Annotated in this window: 15 protein-coding genes; 9 read left to right on the forward strand and 6 right to left on the reverse strand. The window is 46.9% G+C overall.

Annotation, left to right across the window (positions count from 1 at the left end; translation table 11 throughout):
• The first annotated feature begins 183 nt into the window (after positions 1-183).
• From ACKGJP_RS08065 to ACKGJP_RS08095, 7 genes are all read left to right on the forward strand, one after another.
• Positions 184-1806 (forward strand): extracellular solute-binding protein, encoded by a 1623-nt coding sequence (locus ACKGJP_RS08065; protein WP_409345147.1) that lies wholly within the window; start codon positions 184-186, stop codon positions 1804-1806.
• Between the two features lie 76 nt (positions 1807-1882).
• Positions 1883-2794, forward strand: a complete 912-nt coding sequence (locus ACKGJP_RS08070; RefSeq protein WP_409345148.1) for an ABC transporter permease — start codon at positions 1883-1885, stop codon at positions 2792-2794.
• Positions 2788-3657 (forward strand): carbohydrate ABC transporter permease, encoded by an 870-nt coding sequence (locus tag ACKGJP_RS08075; RefSeq protein WP_409345149.1) that lies wholly within the window; start codon positions 2788-2790, stop codon positions 3655-3657. The genes ACKGJP_RS08070 and ACKGJP_RS08075 overlap by 7 nt, the downstream gene beginning before the upstream one ends.
• Before the next feature lie 88 nt (positions 3658-3745).
• Positions 3746-6022 carry a helix-turn-helix transcriptional regulator gene (locus ACKGJP_RS08080; protein ID WP_409345150.1) on the forward strand — a complete coding sequence of 759 codons (2277 nt, stop codon included), beginning with the start codon at positions 3746-3748 and terminating at the stop codon, positions 6020-6022.
• A 454-nt stretch (positions 6023-6476) separates the two neighbouring features.
• On the forward strand, positions 6477-6626 hold the full coding sequence (locus ACKGJP_RS08085) for a hypothetical protein (RefSeq protein WP_409345151.1): 150 nt from the start codon (positions 6477-6479) through the stop codon (positions 6624-6626).
• Between the two features lie 25 nt (positions 6627-6651).
• Positions 6652-7425, forward strand: coding sequence for a MerR family transcriptional regulator (locus ACKGJP_RS08090; RefSeq protein WP_409345152.1), 774 nt, complete (start codon positions 6652-6654; stop codon positions 7423-7425).
• Positions 7419-8078, forward strand: coding sequence for a GAP family protein (locus tag ACKGJP_RS08095; RefSeq protein WP_409347101.1), 660 nt, complete (start codon positions 7419-7421; stop codon positions 8076-8078). The genes ACKGJP_RS08090 and ACKGJP_RS08095 overlap by 7 nt, the downstream gene beginning before the upstream one ends.
• A gap of 408 nt (positions 8079-8486) precedes the next feature.
• Here the strand turns inward: ACKGJP_RS08095 and ACKGJP_RS08100 are convergent, their stop codons facing one another.
• The 6 genes from ACKGJP_RS08100 to ACKGJP_RS08125 form a co-directional block, all read right to left on the reverse strand.
• Positions 8487-10862, reverse strand: coding sequence for a DUF4838 domain-containing protein (locus tag ACKGJP_RS08100; RefSeq protein WP_409345153.1), 2376 nt, complete (start codon positions 10860-10862; stop codon positions 8487-8489).
• A gap of 41 nt (positions 10863-10903) precedes the next feature.
• Positions 10904-11524, reverse strand: a complete 621-nt coding sequence (locus ACKGJP_RS08105; RefSeq protein ID WP_409345154.1) for an SGNH/GDSL hydrolase family protein — start codon at positions 11522-11524, stop codon at positions 10904-10906.
• A 151-nt stretch (positions 11525-11675) separates the two neighbouring features.
• A complete protein-coding gene (locus tag ACKGJP_RS08110) occupies positions 11676-13241 on the reverse strand; it encodes an extracellular solute-binding protein (RefSeq protein WP_409345155.1) in 1566 nt (521 codons plus the stop codon).
• A 42-nt stretch (positions 13242-13283) separates the two neighbouring features.
• Positions 13284-14165: a carbohydrate ABC transporter permease gene (locus ACKGJP_RS08115; RefSeq protein ID WP_409345156.1), complete on the reverse strand. Its 882-nt coding sequence runs from the start codon at positions 14163-14165 to the stop codon at positions 13284-13286.
• Positions 14166-14192: 27 nt separating this feature from the next.
• Positions 14193-15131, reverse strand: coding sequence for an ABC transporter permease (locus ACKGJP_RS08120; protein ID WP_409347102.1), 939 nt, complete (start codon positions 15129-15131; stop codon positions 14193-14195).
• Between the two features lie 242 nt (positions 15132-15373).
• Entirely contained in the window at positions 15374-17701 is a 2328-nt protein-coding gene (locus ACKGJP_RS08125) for an AraC family transcriptional regulator (RefSeq protein ID WP_409345157.1), read from the reverse strand.
• A 377-nt stretch (positions 17702-18078) separates the two neighbouring features.
• On the opposite strand from ACKGJP_RS08125, the gene ACKGJP_RS08130 reads away from it, so the two are divergent.
• Together ACKGJP_RS08130 and ACKGJP_RS08135 are read left to right on the forward strand one after the other, a co-directional pair.
• Positions 18079-18645: a histidine phosphatase family protein gene (locus ACKGJP_RS08130; protein ID WP_409345158.1), complete on the forward strand. Its 567-nt coding sequence runs from the start codon at positions 18079-18081 to the stop codon at positions 18643-18645.
• Between the two features lie 315 nt (positions 18646-18960).
• Positions 18961-19653: a DUF3888 domain-containing protein gene (locus ACKGJP_RS08135; RefSeq protein ID WP_409345159.1), complete on the forward strand. Its 693-nt coding sequence runs from the start codon at positions 18961-18963 to the stop codon at positions 19651-19653.
• The last annotated feature ends 981 nt before the right edge of the window (positions 19654-20634 follow it).

Raw genomic sequence — 20634 nt, forward strand, 5'->3', positions numbered from 1 at the left:
GCCTCGTTTTATCGGAATTTCAGGGGCCGGAGGACAGCGATTGAAACTTGGCTGGAATTTGATTTCTATACGGGTACGCAGGGTTTGCCTAACATAAAATTTGTGCAGCGTATATTCGGTCTACGGTCTCATAACATGCTGCGCGACGGGTCAAGCATACAGCATATAGGGAGGAATAAAGAGATGAGAAAATCAACACTAGGCGCCACACTGGCCATCGCCATGATGCTGCCAATGCTGGCGGCTTGCGGAGGGAGCACGGAGAGCGGCGCTTCAAGCAGCAGCCCGAGCAAGGCGCCCTCGCCATCCGGCGATGTGAAAGCGCCAACAGAACAAGCGGCTTCGGCATATGGCGACACTGGCGGCCTGAAACTTCCGCTAGTCGATAAGCCGACGAAAATTTCGTGGATGGTTGTCAGCGAAACCCCGGTGAATGAGAAATTGATTGCGCAGGAGATTAAAAAACGGACGGGAATCACGGTCGATTTTCAAGCCTATCCCAAGTCCACGTATCAAGACAAGTTGCGAGTCATCCTCGCGTCCGGCAAAATCCCGGATATTTTCCACGGCCTCAATGCGGTTGATCTCAAAAAGATGGGTAAACAGAAAGTCGTCGTAGCCATTAACGAATTTGGCAACCAACTGCCTAACTTCAAGAAGCTGTACATGCAAGAGAACGCATGGGTTCTCAAATCTTACGGGGACGAGAACGGAAATTTGTATACATGGCCGATCTACAACATGAACCGCGACGTCAATCACGGGTTCCTGTACCGTAAAGATATTTTTGACAAGAACAACATTCCTGCGTGGACGGACACGGAAGGATTTTACCAGGCGCTCAAGAAGCTGAAAGAAGTTTATCCGCAAAGCTATCCGCTCTCCTCCAAAACGAATGTCGGCATCTTCAGAGACTACGCATACGGCTGGGGCATCGGCGGGGCTAGCTATCCGATGTATTTTGACGAATCGAAGAAGCAATGGAAGTTTGCGCCAACCCAGCCGGAGAACAAAGCGATGCTGGACTTTATGAAGAAGCTGTACAATGAAGGCTTGCTCGACCCGGAATTCATTACCTCCACCGCCGACTCCTGGACCTCGAAAATGACGACAGGCAAATCGTTCGTCACATTCGACTGGATCGGCCGACTGGACCTGTTCTACAATCAGGTTCGCGCCAGCAATCCGGATTACAACCTGCGTTACGCGTATCCGGTAGGGCCGACAGGGCATGTCCGGACGCTGGCTAAAATCGACACGAGTCTGAATATCGCGGTAGCCAACAACGAAAACAAAGAAATAGCACTAAAATTGTTGGATTACATGACCAGCCCTTCCGGCTCCCAGCTGATGTCGCTCGGCGTTGAAGGCCAGACCTTTACCCTCGACAAAAACAACAAGGCGGTTTATCCAGAGCTGAAGGATGTCCCGCTGGTCGACATTACGGTTCTTAACGACAAGTATGGACTATGGCTTGAAGGTGCGACGCTGCGCCCGGATAACCGAAGCGTGTACTTCAACTTTACCGAGAAAGAGAAGGAATCGCAGGACTTGATCGTATCCAAAAATCTGCTCGAGCCGGCTGACCCGGTTCTGAATTTCACGGATGAGGAGACGGCCAAGCTGGCGGAATTGCAAGCTTCTCTGCAAAAAGCTGCCGAGGAGTTCGATTCCAAATACGTCATTGACAAAGCTGCCGGCGAGAAGGACTGGGAAAACTGGAAGGCCGGCATGGAGAAAAACGGGGCGTCCGCGCTGGAAGCGATCTATAACGCCGCCCAATCACGCCTGAATCGCACAAACTAAGCATAAGCGAACTTACGGCGCCATCGCTCCGGCCGACATCGGCGGGAAGCGGTGGCGCCGGGACTGGAGGAACCCGATGCGCGCCCCGACGCTTGCCAAGCGAATCGCACTGAACAAACAACTGCTGCTTTTATTTATTCCATGTATTCTGTTCTATGCGATATTCCGATACGGCCCCTTGTACGGACTGATTATCGCTTTTAAAGATTACAATGTATTCACCGGAATTATGGGAAGCGAATGGGTCGGACTGAAATATTTCCGGAAATTTTTCGAGGGGCCCGACTTTATCATGCTGTTCCGCAATACGCTGCTGCTAGGCTTCTATACGCTGGTATTCAGCTTCCCGTTCCCGATTCTGCTTGCCGTCCTGCTGAATGAGGTCAGAATCGTCCGATTGAAGAAAATCGTTCAGACGGCGAGCTATTTGCCGACATTTTTGTCCATCGTCATTATCAGCAGTATGATCATCGACTTTCTGTCGCCGAACAACGGCATTATCAACCAACTGCTCGGTATGTTCGGCTTGAAAAACACCTATTTTCTCGTTGATCCGAATTGGTTTCGCCCCATCTATGTAACGTCGGAGATTTGGACGCATACCGGCTATGAATCGATCATCTATTTGGCGGCAATTGCCGGCATCAACCCGTCGTTATACGAAGCGGCAAGAGTCGACGGCGCCGGCCGGTTCCGCATGATGTGGCACATTACGCTCCCTTCGCTGCTGCCCACGATTCTGGTCATGTTCGTTCTCAAGACGGGCGCGATGATCCGCATCGGATACGAGAAGGTGCTGCTTCTCTATAACCCGATGACGTACGGGGTTGCCGACGTTTTTTCGACCTATGTATACCGCAAAGGACTGCTTGAATCCAATTACAGCTATGGCGCGGCGGTCGGTATGTTCGAAGCGGTCGTAGCGATGATTATGCTGCTGGTGGCCAATCTGATCAGCAAACGGTTAGGGGGGAACGGACTGTGGTAGGAGTAGGACAACGCAAGCTGTCGCTGTTCGCCATTTGCAATACCCTTCTGCTACTGGCCGTGGCGGCTGTTTCGGTATTCCCGATTGTTTATGTCCTGGTCGTTTCGGTCAGCGATACGTCCAGCGTCGTGCAAGGCGACGTATTCTTGTGGCCGAAAGGATTTAATATCGACGTCTACAAGCAGCTGCTGACTGACGCTAAAATTCCGCGGGCGTACTTGAATACCATTTTTTATACGTGCCTCGGTGTCAGCATCAATCTTACGTTTACGGCAATCGCTGCCTATCCGTTGTCCAGACCCGACTTCATCGGCCGCAAATACTGGATGTTCGCCATCCTGACGACGATGTTTCTGCAGCCCGGCATCATTCCCAATTATCTCATCGTGCAGAAGCTCGGATTGATCGATTCCGTGTGGGCCGTCGTGCTGCCAAATGCGATCTGGACTTTCGAATTGCTGATTCTGAAAAGCTTTTACGAGAACATCTCCCATCAACTTCGCGAGGCTGCCTTGCTAGACGGGGCGTCAGAGTATAGAATCTTATTTAATATCGTCATCCCGCTTTCCAAGCCCGCGCTTGCTTCCATCGGACTGTTTTATTTCATTGGACACTGGAACAGTTATTTCATCCCGATGATCTATTTGAATGACCAAACGCTGTATCCGCTGCAAGTGGTCTTGCGAGGCATGCTGATCTTTAGCGAAGGAAACGGACCGAACCTGGTCGATGCCGCCGCATTGGCGCCGCAAGCGTTGAAGAGCGCCACGATCGTCGTGTCCATGATTCCCGTTTTGATGGTGTACCCGTTTGCTCAGAAATATTTTGCCAAAGGCGTTATGCTGGGAGCGGAGAAAGGATAAGAGGCAGGGAACGCAGGAAAGACCTGTCGCGCAAAAAAAAGCTTGAATGAAGCGGATGTCGACGTCGATCAGCAGGGGGTACAAATATATGAAACGTTGGATCACCAATTTGGGCTTAATCCAAATATTCTGCTCCTTGCTGATAGTGATTTTGACGATGTCCGCATCTACTTATGCGATCTACCGGAAATCGATATCCGGCATCTACGAGAAGGTTACGCAAAATAACCATCTGGCGGTTCAATCCATTGTTCAAGCCTATGACAACAGCTTCCGCACGATTGATTCTATCATCCATTCCATTCAGACATTGGCGCCCTACGACAATCTGGTTGCGGTCGACAATCGCAGTTTGGATATGGTGAAAGTGCAGACCGTCGTCGAAAATTTGGCGGCGCTTGTTTCGTCGGTGGAATATATTGAAGATGTCGTCGTGTTCTACGATTTTTCCGATCTGGCAATTACATCGAAGGGGACAAGCAGCCTTCCGTTTCTCTTCGATCACAAATATCGGCATGACAGCTATAACGCCAATTACTGGCGCTCCTTCGCGCTGACGAAGCATCCGTTCAAGCTGTTTCCGGCAGACCGGTTCCAAATTTTCTCGGATGCGAACCAACAGTCGAAGTCGGCGGAGCTGCTGATCGCCTTCTCGGGAAACAAGGTGGAAATATCCAGCAAACGGATTATGGTTATCATCGACATGAGCACGTTGTTGAAGCATGTGAATCAGCAGCCGACGATCCCCGGCTCCTCCTTGATCGTTCTGGATCAGGAGCAGAATGTGGTCTATAGCACGGAGCCGCAGATGAATCTGATGGGAATTTTGAGCGATGTGTATTTCAATGCCGACAACGAAGCCTCCGTGACGCGGGAAAATTACAAATATCGTTTTTATCGGTCGTCATACAACGACTTTATTTATATCGACAAAGTGCCTTATCAGTTTCAAAATATCGATTCGGTCTCGGCAGCTAATCGCATGATCATGCTATCGACGATAATTTGCGCCGTTTTGCTTGCCGCGGCGCTCAGCTTTTATTTGCAAAGGCCCGTGAAACGCATTCTCCGGCAGTTGGGCGTCAGTCATGCGCTTGGCAACGATTTCCGCCATATTCTCGATGGCATCGTCCGCTTGCAACAGGAGAACGGCGCCTATCAGGAGAAATTAGGGGCCGTCGACAAGGTGGCGCGGAGGAGCGCCTTCCTTCAGGCCGTGGACAACGGCGTGCCTGCGGAGAAGCATGATCGCGCCCTGCATCTTTATTTCGACGAGTTCTACAGATACAAGCTGTTCGCGCTTGTGAGGCTGCAGCTTTACGAGCATGCTTCGGAAGAGCTGTCCCGGCGAACCTCGCAGCAGATCACCGAAGCCCTGCAAGCCCGGTTTGACGCGGCTGTGCGTGATGCGGCCGTGTTTTACGACAAGAACGCCATGTGGATCGTATGGGTCGGGATGAATGAGCCGCGGGAGCGGGAATCGCTCTTGAAGCGATTGAAGCCGATGATCGCGTCGCTGGAGAAAGAAGAGCTGCAAGCCCACCTGCTGCGGGCGAGCGTCAGCGAATGCTACGATGCGGAAGCGGTCTTCCTGCCGCGCGCCTATCAGGACGCCGTGAACGGCATGAAGTACCGCTCCAACGATCGCGCGCAAAAGGTCCATGACGCGCTGGAATTGGGTGGCGGCGGTATGGCGCCGTTTCAATGGGAGAGCGCGGAGAGACTTTCCCATTACGTTGCGGATGGAAAGTGGGATCAGGCGAAAACGGCCATCGCGGAAATGATGCAGCGGAGCGGCGCCAGCCAAACGAGCCTCCATGAGCTGGCCCATATCGCGCGTACAATTTTCTATGCGATACTGAGGCAAGCGGTAAGGGTATCCGGCAAAAGCAAAGAGCTGCAAGAGCTGGAGATCGACGTGATGCGGCAAATCGAGAACGCGTATAACGATCGTGTTATGGAACAGGCTTTATTCGATGCGCTGGAGGCCATTGCCAAACAGTCGGCCAAGCAGTCGGTACGGTCCGGCAAGCCGGACCCGGCCTATATATTGCGGTATATTGAACAGCACCATTCGCAGGACTTGAACCTCGATCAGCTCGCCGAGACCATGGGAATTTCGCCAAAATATTTCTCCCATTATTTCAAGAAGACATTCGGCGTTAATTTTATCGAGCATCTGAACATGGTCAGATTGTCCCACTCCAAAAAGCTCCTGAAGGAAACGGCATTAACCGTCGTAGAAATATCGGAGAAGATCGGTTACTTGAACTATTCCACGTTCACGAATACGTTCAAAAAATATTTTGGCATTACTCCAAGCGAATACCGGAGACAAACAGCGGATAGTTCGAGCGAGGAGTGACTCCCATAGACCAGAGGTGGCTTCTTCAGTGATCATGAATCAACCAAAAATCATAAGTGAAAAATTAAACGATATTATTACACAGACTAAATATAAATTAAAACTGGTGTAGACTTTCCATAAAAGAGAAGTTCTATCCAAAGAACCACTCCATTGTCAGGAGTGGTTTTTTCTTATGTAATGATGTAAATATTGTGGTCAAAATGTACTTTGTGTTTAGATATATAGCCTTTCAAAATTTTTTTATTTAATCTTTATATCTCCAGAAGTTGTTTGGAGATGTACATAAAATGAGCCATCCCCCGTTTGTCCCTGTGTCTTTCTGTTATTTTTTTTGAGAATCATAAAAACACTTGAAAGTGACGTTGCGTCATTTTGTATAATCAAGCCAATGGTGTTACAGCGTGGGAGCATGGAGCCACCCGTCAAGGCTATATAAAAGGGGATAGAAGATATGAAACAAGGTGATATCTTTATTTATGCATGTGTCATTATAGGAGCAGGGGTTGGACTTATGCTGGATCAAGCATTTCCTGGAGTATTAGTCGGACTAGGATTGGGGTATCTAATCAAATATTCTGTATATAAAGATAATGAAAATTAGCATCCATCGTCGGAGGTGTCTGTAATTGATTCATATCAAAGAAGTTGCGAAACAAACTAAAATCACGGTCAGAACACTTCGGTACTATGATCAGATTGGATTATTGACGGCTTCATCCAAAACAGAAGGGGGACATCGTCTATATTCAGAAGAGGAACTGAAGAAGCTTCAATATATCCAATTTTTAAAAGGAATGGGTTACAACTTGCAAGATATTAAAGATATGCTATCCGACTCTAATTGGAATTGGTTGAACAGTTTGAAAAGCCAGTTAGCTTATATCCTTGTAGAGCAAGAAAGATTAAGGAGTATAGAGTCGTCTCTGCGGGAATTGATAAATGGGATTGCAGTCGAAGGCGGGGATGAACGGGTTGCAATACAGAAACTTATTCAGTTATCGAATCAACATAAAAAAAGATTGCCGACCATCAAGGAGAACGTGTTTAACGATAAGGAAATGAAGCTTTGGACAAAGCTCCCAAAAATGAGTGGAGAAGACCCTGATTCTATGGAGTGGATTGCTTTGCTAGGTCAGATAAAACGATATACGAAAGATGATCCTGCTTCATCACGAGTGCAAAACATAATACGGCGTATGATAGTAAAGCAATTGGAAGAATTCAAAGGAGAAGACGAGTTTGTGAATAAATTATGGGATCTGAGGAAATCCCCAAAGCAATCTGAGAGTCTCGGACTATATCCTATAGACAAGGAAGTTCTTGATTTTATGGAGCGAGCCTATGACATTCACATTTCTTCAATACAGAACTCTTCCATGGAGCAAGGAGGAGAATCGTGACCCTTGAACTCCTTTTTATGGTAGGGGGACTAGCCTTATTAGATACGCTTAGTCCTGCAACATTGGGGGTGACGGTATATTTGCTGTTAACGGAGAAGGAGCGATTAAGTTCACGCTTAATGATTTATTTAGTGACAGTCGCAGCATTTTATTTTTCAGTAGGCGTTGCTTTCATGTTAGGCCTGGATGCGTTACTGGCTACGTTCTCTTCCATCTTTCAAAATCGGATTGTGAGTTGGGTTATGCTGATCATTGGGGGAATTCTGTTTATAGCTAGCTTTTACTACCCAAAGAGTAAAAAATCGGATTTGCCACGGCCAAAGTCAAAAAGTAAGACATCCATGATTGCACTCGGTGTCACGACATCTTTGATTGAAGTAGGTGCAGCATTTCCGTATTTTGCTGCGATTGGTCTTATGACTACCTCAAATTTAGCAGTTTTTCAGTGGTTCCCAATTATAGTTGGTTATAATTTCATAATGGTTCTACCGCCATTAATCCTGTTTACATTGCATTTATTATTAGGGGGAGTGATGCAGAGACCATTAGAAAGGCTTCAAATCAAGCTTTCGAAGCATTCAGGATCGGCTGTTTCGTGGGTCATGTGTATCGTGGGGTTGATATTGGTTTTTAATAGTTTGGATTATCTGTAGAGAGTTTTATAGTAAGCGGATTTGTATCGTAAATCGAGTTCTTTCGGAGAACCGTATCTTACATGAAAGGTCATGTCATTACGCTAACGGGTAACAAGAGTTGAATAAGACACCACGACGGCAGCCGGCCAGAATGACCGGCTGCCTTTGTTCAACTAGCACGCTGTAATCCTCAATAACAAGAGGGCGCCGAAAGGCAATACCCCACTTCGTTCACGGGATATCAAGGCACCCTCTGTCTTGCGGCTAAGGAAAACCCAAAGGTGGATGTGGATCGAAGTATAGCAAACCGTTTCCTTGCTCGATACCTAATCATCCTTCCCTATTCAATTTTAACAAAGCGGAGAGCCGATTATCGTCTCCCCGCCTTGTACTTCCTTACTCGCCGACAATTTCCGTCAAATCGTTTCAGTTTTCAATCTTTGTCAGGACACTTACCGTAACGCTATTTGCCGATAAATTCATATTTTTGTCAAACGCTCTTACTGTATACTTGTAGGTTGTTCCCATGTTCAGATTGATATCCGTGAATGAGTTTGTGTCAACCCTTCCGATCAGAATGGAGTTGCGATATATCTCGTATCCAGCAACACCCACGTTATCTGTCGATGCAGACCAGCTCAAACTAATTTCGCTGCCCGAAACGGCAACACCGCTCAAATTCAATGGAACTGTCGGTGCAACCGTATCCGGCTCTGTGATAACTTCCCAAAGCATGACAGGACCAACGATACCGCCTGAGCCCAGTTCATCAAGAACCTTATTGCCTACATCGACAACGATCACATTAGGCTGGTCAAATTTAACCGCTTGGGTAGCGTCAAATTCCCAAGGGATAGCAAATGAACCCTTCTTTAATAATGGAAGCTCTTTGCCGTTCATCCAAACTCTGGCCGACTCGTCAATACTGCTGAACCAAAGCCGAATCGGGTTCCCTCTGTTAAATTTCTTGCTGACATCGACTGTCGTTCGATACCATGCATGGCCCATGTAATAACGCAACCCCTGATCAGACCACGATTCGGAATAAGTTTTCAGCTTCATCCAAGATTCGGTTCCAAGCTCCGGCTTCCAAAGTCCCATTTCGGCTCCCGACGAGTTGGGAAAGAGCATGACGCTCCATTCGTCAGGCATTTTGGCGACAATTTGGTTGCCATCCGTTACACGGTTATATCCTTCCACGATTCTAGTGCCCCAGAAACGTTTGATGTAGTATTGAGCAAAAGGGTTTAAGATTACCGGGGAATGGGAGATCGCTTCTAATGACAATTCATTGACCCGGTCCAAATGCTCCTTCGCTTTGACGAAGTCGTGTTTGTTGTTCGCCTCGAGCATATTAAGGAAATGATCGCCAAAATCGAAAGCTGAATCCACTAGGGGTCCTTTTGTACGAGTCTCCGCTTTCTTTAGGGATTTCTCCAGTTCGCGCATAACCTTATCGGTTAATATATGCGGAGTGTCTATTGCGCTGCCTGCAAAATAGTCGGCTTCATCATAAGCTTTCTCCAACAAGGTAAAATGCTTGCGCATATCCTCGGCCGCAGGGCCGTAAAACTTCTCAAAATAATCAGCCAGAACCGCCTCGGCGTCGAGCGTCGGATCCCACATCATTTTTGCGGCCAGATATAACCCAGGTCCGTGGTAACCCCAGGCAGGCGCGGTTTCAACCCGAATCCGCTCGATGCCTTTTTGTTTGAAGTAGGCAAATTCCGATTTAATCTGGGATGTAATGGAGAAGGGGAGACCCGGCTCGGCCAGATTATACAAATATCCCCGATACATGATTTCATTTACGCCTAATGCTTCCCAGCCTTCGATAATATCTTTTAAGTACTGTCTTTCCCAAGTCAGCGGATTATCGATACTATGAATGCGATCAAATGCGATCGGGGCAAGAATAGGCATGAGCTTAGGATCAGGTATCTCTCGTACCGGCGGCCGATAATCCAAGCTGTAAGCATAGAACGCGATGCCTACATCCGGAAATTCCTTATTCACCTCGGCAAGCACCATATTATAAAACTTGACATAACGGTCAGTAACCGATATTTTCCCGTTCATCGGGTCAAAATCGTCTGCATCCCACTCGGTTTCTCCGAATCCGTGACCGTCATTAGGCCCCATACTAATATAATTCAACGTCGGATTTTCTCTTAGCTGCTTCAGTGAACCTTCCACCACGCAAGCCAGAACCTCGGGATTGGTTACATCGAATTGAATGGTAGTGACTCCTTTTTCTTTCATGTACAAATCCGGTCTATCCGTATTTTTATATGTGCATGGTAATCCATGCTTACCGAAGTTATCTCCCCCTTGCCGCGTATACCGATACCAATCTGCGCCTTCCGTCGGATTATAGACTAACGGAATTGTGGCATGACGCGGATAGTTGTCCGTAACGGCGAGAATACGTGTTACATAACCGGGATGTTGGATAGTGTCTTGAAGCCGGAGCTTTACGCTATTTAACGCCGGTACGACCGTACCGAGCTCTCCGGGCATGAACCATCTCACGCCAAGTTGTTCAAGCAGCTCGTAGACGGCGTAAAGCGTTCCTTGATCCGTCAATCCGACGAATTGGGCGGATTCTTCCGTGACATGCAGACGGAACGACTCCGGCTGCTCTCCGCCTGCGCTGATCCGATCAAGCTCGGGATTGGGAGCTGCCGATCCTATGAACAGCTTCTTGCCATCTACTCCATATACTTCGTCAGTAACGCTAAGCTCTAACCCCGACATCTTCAAAATATAAGTCTGTAACTCCTCAGCCGCTTGTTTCTCCAAAATTACTCTTATCGTTATTTCCCATTCGCAGAACTGTCATTTCAGAGTATTTCAGCAAGCTTTACAGCGATAAAATCAGCCTGCAATTTCCTTATCGAATCATTGAAATGCACATGGTCGCAATACAAGTTGCCCCCTAACGACGCAGTATAGCCGTTCAAATCAATAATCGCTACATCATTTTCCCTCATTATTTTCTCTGCTGCATGGTTATAGGCAATAACATCTGCATGATAACGGGTTATTCCACCGTTTTCTTTAAGGAAGGAGAAATGGATTTCATCGTCTACCGGCGTGGTGTTTATAAAAATCGGCATCACCCGATGAGCACGCGCCAGTTTGAGTATTTCTCTCAAATTAGCTTCATAGGCAGAAAGCTCAACTTGTATCTCCATGGTTTCATATATGCGCTTAATGTCATGTAGTCCGCTGTTAAACAACAAAACATCATAATTGAGCCTTTCTTCATCCTCCTGAGCTTTAAGAAAACCCAGCACCCTGGCGCTATCCCCGCCGTTACCGCCAATCGGCATATTGATATTCTGCAAGGCTTCTTTTATACCCTCGCGTGGAACGAGCTCATAGCGTTCCTTAATTAACGCTGATAAATAATCACTGTAGTGTACGCTTATGCTGTCGCCAATTAAAAAAATCTTTTTCATGTTTATAGACATTCCTTTCGCTTCGAGCACGATGGAGGGTAGAGAAATCTAACGGAGCTATTTTCGCCGAAATAGATACAAATAGCACCGTTAGAATCTGTGGGGTCAGCACATGCGGCTCATGACCGCTATGGTGAAATTACTCTTATCGTTATTTCCCATTCGCAGCATACAGCTCATTCATTTCTTTGATCAAGTCTTCGCCGCCGCTCTTCAGCCACAGCTCGTTGGCCGCCTTCAAGCCTGCTTCGTCAATTTGACCGACAATGAATTTGGTTCTGGCGTCATTCGCAATATTATCCAATTGCGCGCCCTTTTGCGTATAAACGGTCGATACGAAACCAGAAGTCGGGTCCGGAACGACGAATGCTTCATTCTCTTTCTGAACCTTGAGTACTTTCTCCTTAAGCGGAGTCACCACAGCCTGAAGCGCCTTATTTTCTGGAATGTTTGTTGCTACTTGGGACAAATCAGCCTTTTCCACAAGCAGTGCTTTGTCCGTCGTCACTTCAATCCCATTCGCCGTTTTTGTAAAGTGTCTGCCTTCAATTCCGTTGTACATCAAGTTTTGTATATCGGCATCGCTCAGCTTGTCCAGGAACGCCAATACGCGTTTCAGTTCCGCTTCTGTTTTTACCGTGGATTTGGAAATGTGGACCATACCTGCATAGCCCGTTGTCGGCAAGTTTCGGATTCCCTTAGGCCCGGCAACATCGCCGAAAATATCGAGGTATTGCCGATCTTCCTTGTTCAATTTTTTCATCGCTTCCACAACCGAGTTATTAAAATTCACGACAGCGTCCGCCTCGCCAAGCACAACACCGGCCTGATTGTTGGCAAGCGGTTCTACCCATTTCGCCGAATCCATGACGGCAAAGTCCTGATTGATCAGCTTCTCGTCATACAGCTTTTTGAAAAAGCGAAGCGCATCCATATATTCCGATGTAAAATGAACGGGCGTCAGTTTGCCATTGGCATCCACTCCCCATTTATTCGGAGCCCCAAACCACGTTTGCATCATCTCCCACGGAAGATTGTATTTCGTAATGACCATGCCGTACGTATCCGCCTTCCCATTCTTATCCGGGTCTTGCGTGGCAAATGTTTTCAGCATATTGTAAAAATCATCGATCGTTTTTGGGGGCTGCAAGCCGACATTTTCGAGCCAGTCTTTGCGAATCATCATCCCGTTTCTGCCGAGCGGACGAGTACGATAAAGACCATATATCTTACCGTCGACGGAAGAGTTTTTCAACGTGATCGGGTTCGCTTTGCTTAAGTTCGGATAGTCCTTCAAGTAGGGTCCAAGCTCCCAAAAAGCGCCCGATCTGGCTGCATTCACGAAGCTGGCCGTCTTGCTCTGCACGACCATGATCGCAGGCATTTTGCCGGACGCCAACTTAATATTGTACTTGTCCGAGTAGGACGAATTGGGCGCCCATTCAAAATGGAGTTTGGTGTTTGTCGCCTTTTCGAGCGCTTGAATGACCGGACTGTCCTCCTTCGGGCTCTCGGTTCCAAAGGAAGGAAGCATAATATCGAGATTGAGTGGCGGTTGCGTAGTTGGCGATGCGCTATTCGCGGCAGGTGACGTACTGTTCCCGGCCGGCTCCTTGCTAGTCCCCCCGTTTGAGCATCCGATCATCCCGGTGAGACCTACTGCTGAAACAAGCGCCAGGGCAATCCCTCGTTGTAGCGATTTCTTGTTCGTTGCCATTATTGCGTCATTCCTCTCTCTGTTTTGTTAGAATCCAGACGATTATCCTTTAACGGAACCAAGCAGTACCCCTTTGGCAAAATGCTTTTGCAGGAACGGATACACGATCAGAATCGGAACGGTGCCAACTACGATAGCCGCCATTTTCACGGCTTGCTCGGGAGGCTGTACGAACAACTGGTCCATTTGCGCCGAATCCCCCAAGCTCCCCTGCGACAGCAAGACGATTTGCCGAAGTAATACCTGCAATGGCCATTTCTCGGGCTGGTCCACATAAAGCAGCGCGGTGAAGAAATTATTCCAGTGACCGACCGCGTAAAACATGCCGAATGTAGCCAAAACCGGCTTGGATAACGGCAGCACAATTTTCCATAATACGCCGATTTCCGTACAGCCGTCTATTCGGGCCGCTTCTTCCAGCCCTGGAGGAAGCTCCTGGAAAAAATTTTTCACGATGATCAGATTGAATGCGCTTATCGCGCCCGGCAACATCAAAGCCCAATAGGTGTCGAGCAGACCCAGGCTTTTTACGATCAGGAAGGTAGGGATGAGTCCGCCGCTAAACAGCATGGAAAACACAACCAGGTTAAGAATGGTATTCCTGCCATGCAGCGTTCTGCGTGCCAGCGGGTAAGCCATCGTAACGGTAAAAAACAGATTGACTATGGTACCTACTACAGTCACATAAATCGAGACCATAATGCTGCGGATCAGCGTATCCGATGAGAAAATATACGTATACGCATTCAGGGAATACTCCGTCGGAATCAGAAAAAAACCTCTGGCAGTCAATTCCGCCTCCGTAGCAAAAGAACCGCCAATAATATAAAGAAAAGGGATGATGGAGCAAAGGGCGAACAACGCCAGCAAGAAGTAGTTGAACCCATCGAATATCCTTGCGGATACGGTGTACCGTTTTCCCATATGATTTTCCTCCAACCATAAATCAACTCAATAAATGCCCGATTGCCCGAATTTCTTCGCCAGGTAGTTGCTGGACAATACGAGAATGACGCCTACGATCGATTTAAACAAACCGACTGCCGTACTGTAGCTGAAAGCTCCCCCTCTGATCCCGGTGTCATACACATACGTGTCGAATACATCGGCCACATCGCGATTGAGCGCATTCATCATCAAATAAATGTGCTCGAACCCGTTATCGAGAACATACCCCATCCTGAGAATGAGCAGAATGACGATTGTGCTTCGGATGGCCGGCAGCGTAATATGCCACATCTGACGCCATCTTCCCGCACCGTCGACGATCGCGGCTTCGTACTGCTCTACACTGACGCCCGCCAGCGCAGCCAAAATAATAATCGTCCCCCACCCGGCCTCTTTCCATATCGTTTGTAAAATGATCAATGGCCGGAACCAATCGGGGTCGGACAAGAAAGCGATCTTCGTGCCCGTATACTGCTGCAACAGCTCGTTGACGATCCCGCCATCGGTCGTTAAGAACACGTAGGTAATGCTGACCACGATGACCATCGAGATGAAGTGCGGGACGTAAATCAGCGTCTGAATCGTCCGCTTGACGATCGCAATTCTAACCTCGTTGAGCATAAGCGCGATAAAGATAGGGGCAGGGAAATAAAAGATAATATTGTACAATGACAGCAATAGCGTATTGCGAAGCAGTTTGATGAAATCGGGATTTTGAAAAAAGATGGTGAAGTGTTCCACTCCGACCCACTTGCTCTGCCAAAACCCTAAAAACGGCTGGTAATTCTGAAACGCAATGAGCACTCCCCACATCGGGATGTACTTGAAAACAAGGAAATACAGAACCCCCGGTAACAGCAGCACATACAACCACTTGTCTTTCTTTACATGACGAAGCCAATTCGTCTCCGTTCGGCCTGCCGGTTTCGCGCTCGACAACATTTTATCCATCGGTATCTCCTTTCGGATGTTCCTCCTTTCTGCATGAGGTGTATTCGCAACTGAATCATAGGGCAGGATCATTTTGCAGGCAATTATACATTTTGGATGGAGGAGCAACGGCCGCGACAGAGCTGGTTTTGCACTTTTTATCCACATTAGACTATCTCGCCGTATGCCAGAAAAGCCCTCAAACGCCTAAATAACAGACGTTGAGGGCAACAATGAATCGTACGGCGTACTGATCATACGGTTGCATCACGGCTTTTATCCCGATACTGGCCTGGCGTAATGCCTTCCTGCTTCTTAAAAATACGGTTGAAATACGTCTGCTGGTACCCGACCGCTTCCGCGATGTCATTCATTTTCATATCCGTTTCCCGCAACAATTCCTTCGCCTTGTTCAATCGCAAGTCCGTCACATAATCAATAAAATTGATTCCTGTTACTTGCTTGAACGATTTGCTCAAGGTAAATGGATTCGTCCCTAATTGATCCGCGCAGCTATCCAGCGAAATATCCTTCGCATAGTTCGTTTCCATATAGCGGATCGCTTGTTCGATAATCTTCTGCACCTGGGTATTCGATCGCTCTGCCATCGCCTCGATAAACGGATTGGCCACTTTCGTGCAGATAAGCTGAATGATCTGCTCCCGCTCCCGGGTTTGCAGCAGGCTTTCGAATACATTAGCACCCTCTAACGGCGTTTTCACACGAATCCCCGATAGCATAATCATATGCTGCATACTGCCGACCAGAAGAAGCATACTTTGCTTCACAACCGCTTCTTTGTTCCCTCCGTCCGCCACTTCGTTCAGAAACTGCTCGAGCAGACGCTCGACATCCCTCTGCTGCCCCATTCGCATCGATTGTACGATGTCCCGTTCCAGCGCGAACGGGTATTGGAAGGCGCCGGGTTCAAGTGCAGCATCAGGCTGCTCCATGTCGATGATCTGATTGGCGTCTTTCATTATGCGAGCCCACGAAACCTGGCTGGCCTCTCCGAATATAGCCGGGATATTCCGCACCACATCCGTCGGCTTGCCAATCGTAATCGTCACGCGGACGTAAAGGATCTGATTGATCGTTTGCGTCAGCTCTTTGCTCATCGCAAGCAGTTCCATTCTCGCTGAAGCCGCATCGGAGGCGAATACGAGCAGGCCGATCGACGAATCGTGAAAGTTAATGACACTGAATTCCTTCAAGCGCGATGCCGCCAGCTCCTGGATGATATTGGCCGCCGCGAACGTGGCAAGTCCTCTGTCATCATGAGTAAATCGCCCATCCGATTGCGAAAATCCGGTTAATTGCACATTGGTTACGATAAATTGCCGGCCGTCGGTTTCCCAACCGTACTGCTTCATGCGATTCTTGAGCTCCTGTTCGGAATAACGATTCAAGTATTGATGGAACAGCTGCAGCAGAAAACCCTCTCTAATATGAGGCAGTTGTTCCTGAAGCTTGCTCTGTAGGAGGCTGCTTTCCCGCGATAAATGCCCCCATTGTTTTTCAAGAAGCTGGAATTCGTCGAGGTTTCGGCTCAATCCCCCGGCCTTTCCTCCGGCAAGCACATTCATCAGCCGCATTACCGGCGAATAGATGCGATTGGAGGCGAACCACGACAGCGCCAATGCCAAAGCAAAGCCGGAAATACTGAAGAGGAGTATCAATTGGGATACGAAAATAATCGGCGAGGTGATGGCCGAGATGGGAGTGGCAGAGACATAAGTCCACTCGGTATCGATTCGCGGCAGCTTGCCGACTGAAACCGAATAATCGTCACCGTTCCATTTGAACGAGAAAGCCCTCTCGACGTCTCCCGCTTGCATGACGGCTTCCTTAATGGCCGCTTCAAACTCGTTCGGTGAAGAAGCTCCACTCTGGACGGCTGCGAAAATGTCATGTTGCCGATTCATCAGAAAGGTTGCGCCTTTATCGTAGGGATTCAGCACCTTCAACATGTTCTCGACTTTCTCGCGGTTCAGCGTGGCGACCAGGACACCGAACGGGTTTTGGTTCATATCCATGATCTTGTGGACCAACAAGGCTTCATTCGAAGCGGATGGTTCGGCGACTTGAGACGCATTCGTCCAGTAGGCCGTGCCCCCTTTGCTCAGCAATTGCTTGAAATACGTAATCTGGCTCTGGTCGTTGGGTGGATTGTATTCCGGGTTGAACCGCACAGGCGACGGCCTGTCAATAAACAGCTCAACCCCTTTGATGAGCGGATGAGAGCCCTGCATCACGAGCAGCGTCTTGTAGATGTCCCTTGTTTCCGCAAAATGATAGACAAAATCAAGCGTTTGCAAGCTTTCGCCAAAACGCGGCTCGAAGGCCCAGTGACTCAAGGTCAATTCCAAATAGTTTAATTGCTCGTCCATATTTCGGGACTGCTCCAAAATTTGTTTCTGATGCGATTCAATCAATGCGGACTCGATTTTAGCGGATACGATCCAGTAAACGCTTCCACCAATGACAAGCCCGGGAATGCTCGCGCTGAGCAGAATGAGAACGAGACTTTTTCTGTAAAAGTTTCCTTTGGAATATTGAAAGAATCGGTGCCATTTATTCATCTTTTCTCACCCGTCGTTTTGGTTTCGGCAGAAGTAGTATACCCTATAGCCGTTTTTTTGGGTACCGGTATGCGAATAAATTCATGCGTCTGCCAGGTAGTAGTACTTAAATAAATCCAAAGAACTCGTGCATTACCATTTAGACAAATAAATAGACTATGCGATCTTTGCTTTGAAGAATGAAGAGAATGACGAGCATAAAGATAAAAAGCTACATCACGAGGCTGCCGCAGAGATGAACAGCACCTCGCTCCGAACGGGCAGGATTGTTCAATTGTTTCTCGAATATTTTCTGAGTTGGATAATTTTATAAGTGAATATAACGTTATGTGTAATCACTGTGTGATATTTAATGAAAGCATCTAAAGGAGGCCTGTATGAAGACAATTATCTATATGGTTAGGCATGGAGAATCACCATACAATGAAGGAAATGAAAGAACAAGAGGGCTTACCCCAAAAGGAAAGATCGATATTGAAAAAGTAACGAAGTTACTTATAGGTGAAGGAATAGATATGATTATATCAAGTCCTTATACTCGAGCAATTCTTAGTGTTGAGGGATTGGCCGAGCACTTAAAGTTAGATATTAAAGTATTTGAAGATCTTAGAGAACGTCATTTTGCATCTTATATTATTGAAAATGCAGAGTTAATGTCTAGTATCAGAGAGAGTTTTAATGACCCTAATTATACCTTTCCGGGTGGAGAGTCTAATGCTGATTGTCAGAAAAGAGCAATCTCAGTTCTAAAACCCATATTAAAAGAGCACAGAGGGAAGAAAATAGCAATCGGGACTCATGGTCTTGTAATGACTTTGATGATGAATCATTTTGATTCAGCTTTTGGCTTGGAGTTTTTGAATCAATTAAAGAAACCAGATATCTATAAAATGCAATTCGAGGACTTAGAATTAGAAGAAGTAACAAGAATGTGGAATGATTAGATTTTATAAGGTTTATCGAAGAGGACTGTGACATCACACAACACCATATTAAAGCATTGGGGCGATCGCCCCTCGGTCTGCCCGAGGGATCTCGGAATTAAGCTAAAGGGTACGATAGTGCAAATATCAGGGTGCAGATCACTGCGGCGACTGCTCCCTGTTTCTGTTGAAGTAACGGGCAGAATAACGCAACTATCCATTCCCTTGAGTCGCATGTATGTTAGCGGTATTTAGTTTATACGTGTTTGGAACAAACAGTACATTTGCTTCGTCTATTAGATAGAATAATTTTACATTTGAAGAGGAGAGGACGAATTGAAGAAACATTTTATTGCTGGTGTGTTGTGTGGTGCCTTCTTAATGGCAACAACTTCTGTATTTGCTTCAAGTGTAATTGATGCAACAATCTTTCCAAGTAAAGTTACTTTTTTTCTAGCTAACGGGCTCTCCAAAGAAGTACAACTACAGGAAAGTGAGGAGGTGCTTAACTATAATAACAAGGCATATGTACCTCTTCGTTTATTCGCTGAGGGCAGTGGTGCTCTAGTAGAATACACACAAGCCTCTCCTGAGACGGATAACAAACATAAAATAGATGTTCACTATATTGCTGAAGAGGCTCTTTCAGAGCAAACTTCAAATGCAGATGGTAATAAGCCGCTTGAAGACTCAAGGGAACTGCAGCTACAAGATATGCTTGTTTTAATTCTACTTCCACATATGCAGGAGAAAATTACTGGGGTATACGCAGATGTAATTACAGTACCACCAGTTATTCATCCGGATTATGTAAATGTGAAGAGCATTGAAAGGGTAGCTGCTTTTCGTGGTTTTGATTTTTTAATCACATTAGATGCTCAGCCCATAGTCGGTCCTCATATCCCTGTCGGCGAAGATGTACTTACATATCGGATCTCGTCGGCAGGTGTTGAGCTTAAAAATTTTGAACATCTTAGAGGACCCGATAAGGATGATTTCCTCCCCAATTACCAAAATCTTTTGAAGTAACGGGTAACGATAGTTTAACAACAATGCATGCTGTCACAAAATTAGTGGCAGCATGCATTGTTGATTTCGGAAATTCTAAGAAACTCTACATGTTCTTATGTATGCTTTAATTAGAACGTTTATTTGAAAATTTGGAAATCATATAGCTTTAAACGGCATGCTAGCATTTGTTATTTTTGATCTTAAGAACTACATTAATAACGACGATCAGGAATCTTTTCTGATCGTTTTATTTTTATTGATCCATTTTTATAAAAGAAAGAAAAGCAACCGGAACGTCGCCGCGGGAACTAAAATAAATATATTGATTTCCAAATCAGTGATTGGATTGTCAGTGAAGGCAGCACCAATTTTCTCATTTGTCGGACGACAAGAACATAGCCCGATTCAAACCCGCATAACTGGGACTGTCGACAAAGCACGGTTAGGGATTAAATTCCCTAGCCGTGCTTTAGCTTTTGGCGTATTTCCTCTTGAATTATTATGATTTTCGATGGCTAACTTCCCCCTTATACCGCTCTTATCATACGTTTTATGTTTAAAGCCAATGCGGAAAAAAGGCAATATTCGGTGGCGTTCCGAATGCCTTTCTTGTAGGTCTGCGTGAGGTTGTGACATCTTTATGCTGGTAGGGGCTTGTTTTTTGTTTTAAGCGCTGAGTAGCCTATGTAAGCCTGCGTTTTTCCGCGGGTTCTTTGGCATGCTTGTAATTTGGAGGAGCAAGGAACGGCTAACGGAGTCTCCTTCGCGAGAATGTGATCGCCTTTGAAATCATGTGAAGGCCGCAGGCGGCATCTCATCCAAGATCAAAAATACTCCGCACCTCTCCGCGTTAACGTATATCCTTCTCCAAAACACGCCGTTTTTCTTGTTATTTCCGCATTTATACGATGCATCGAGGCATTTTCGCCATTCGGTTTGTGACTGGGAAACAGTTTATTGACGTATTTTTGCGGTTCGGATTAAAGTAAGCCTACAGTC

Origin of the sequence: Paenibacillus litoralis (assembly GCF_046244365.1) — a bacterium.
Classification (GTDB): domain Bacteria; phylum Bacillota; class Bacilli; order Paenibacillales; family NBRC-103111; genus Paenibacillus_V.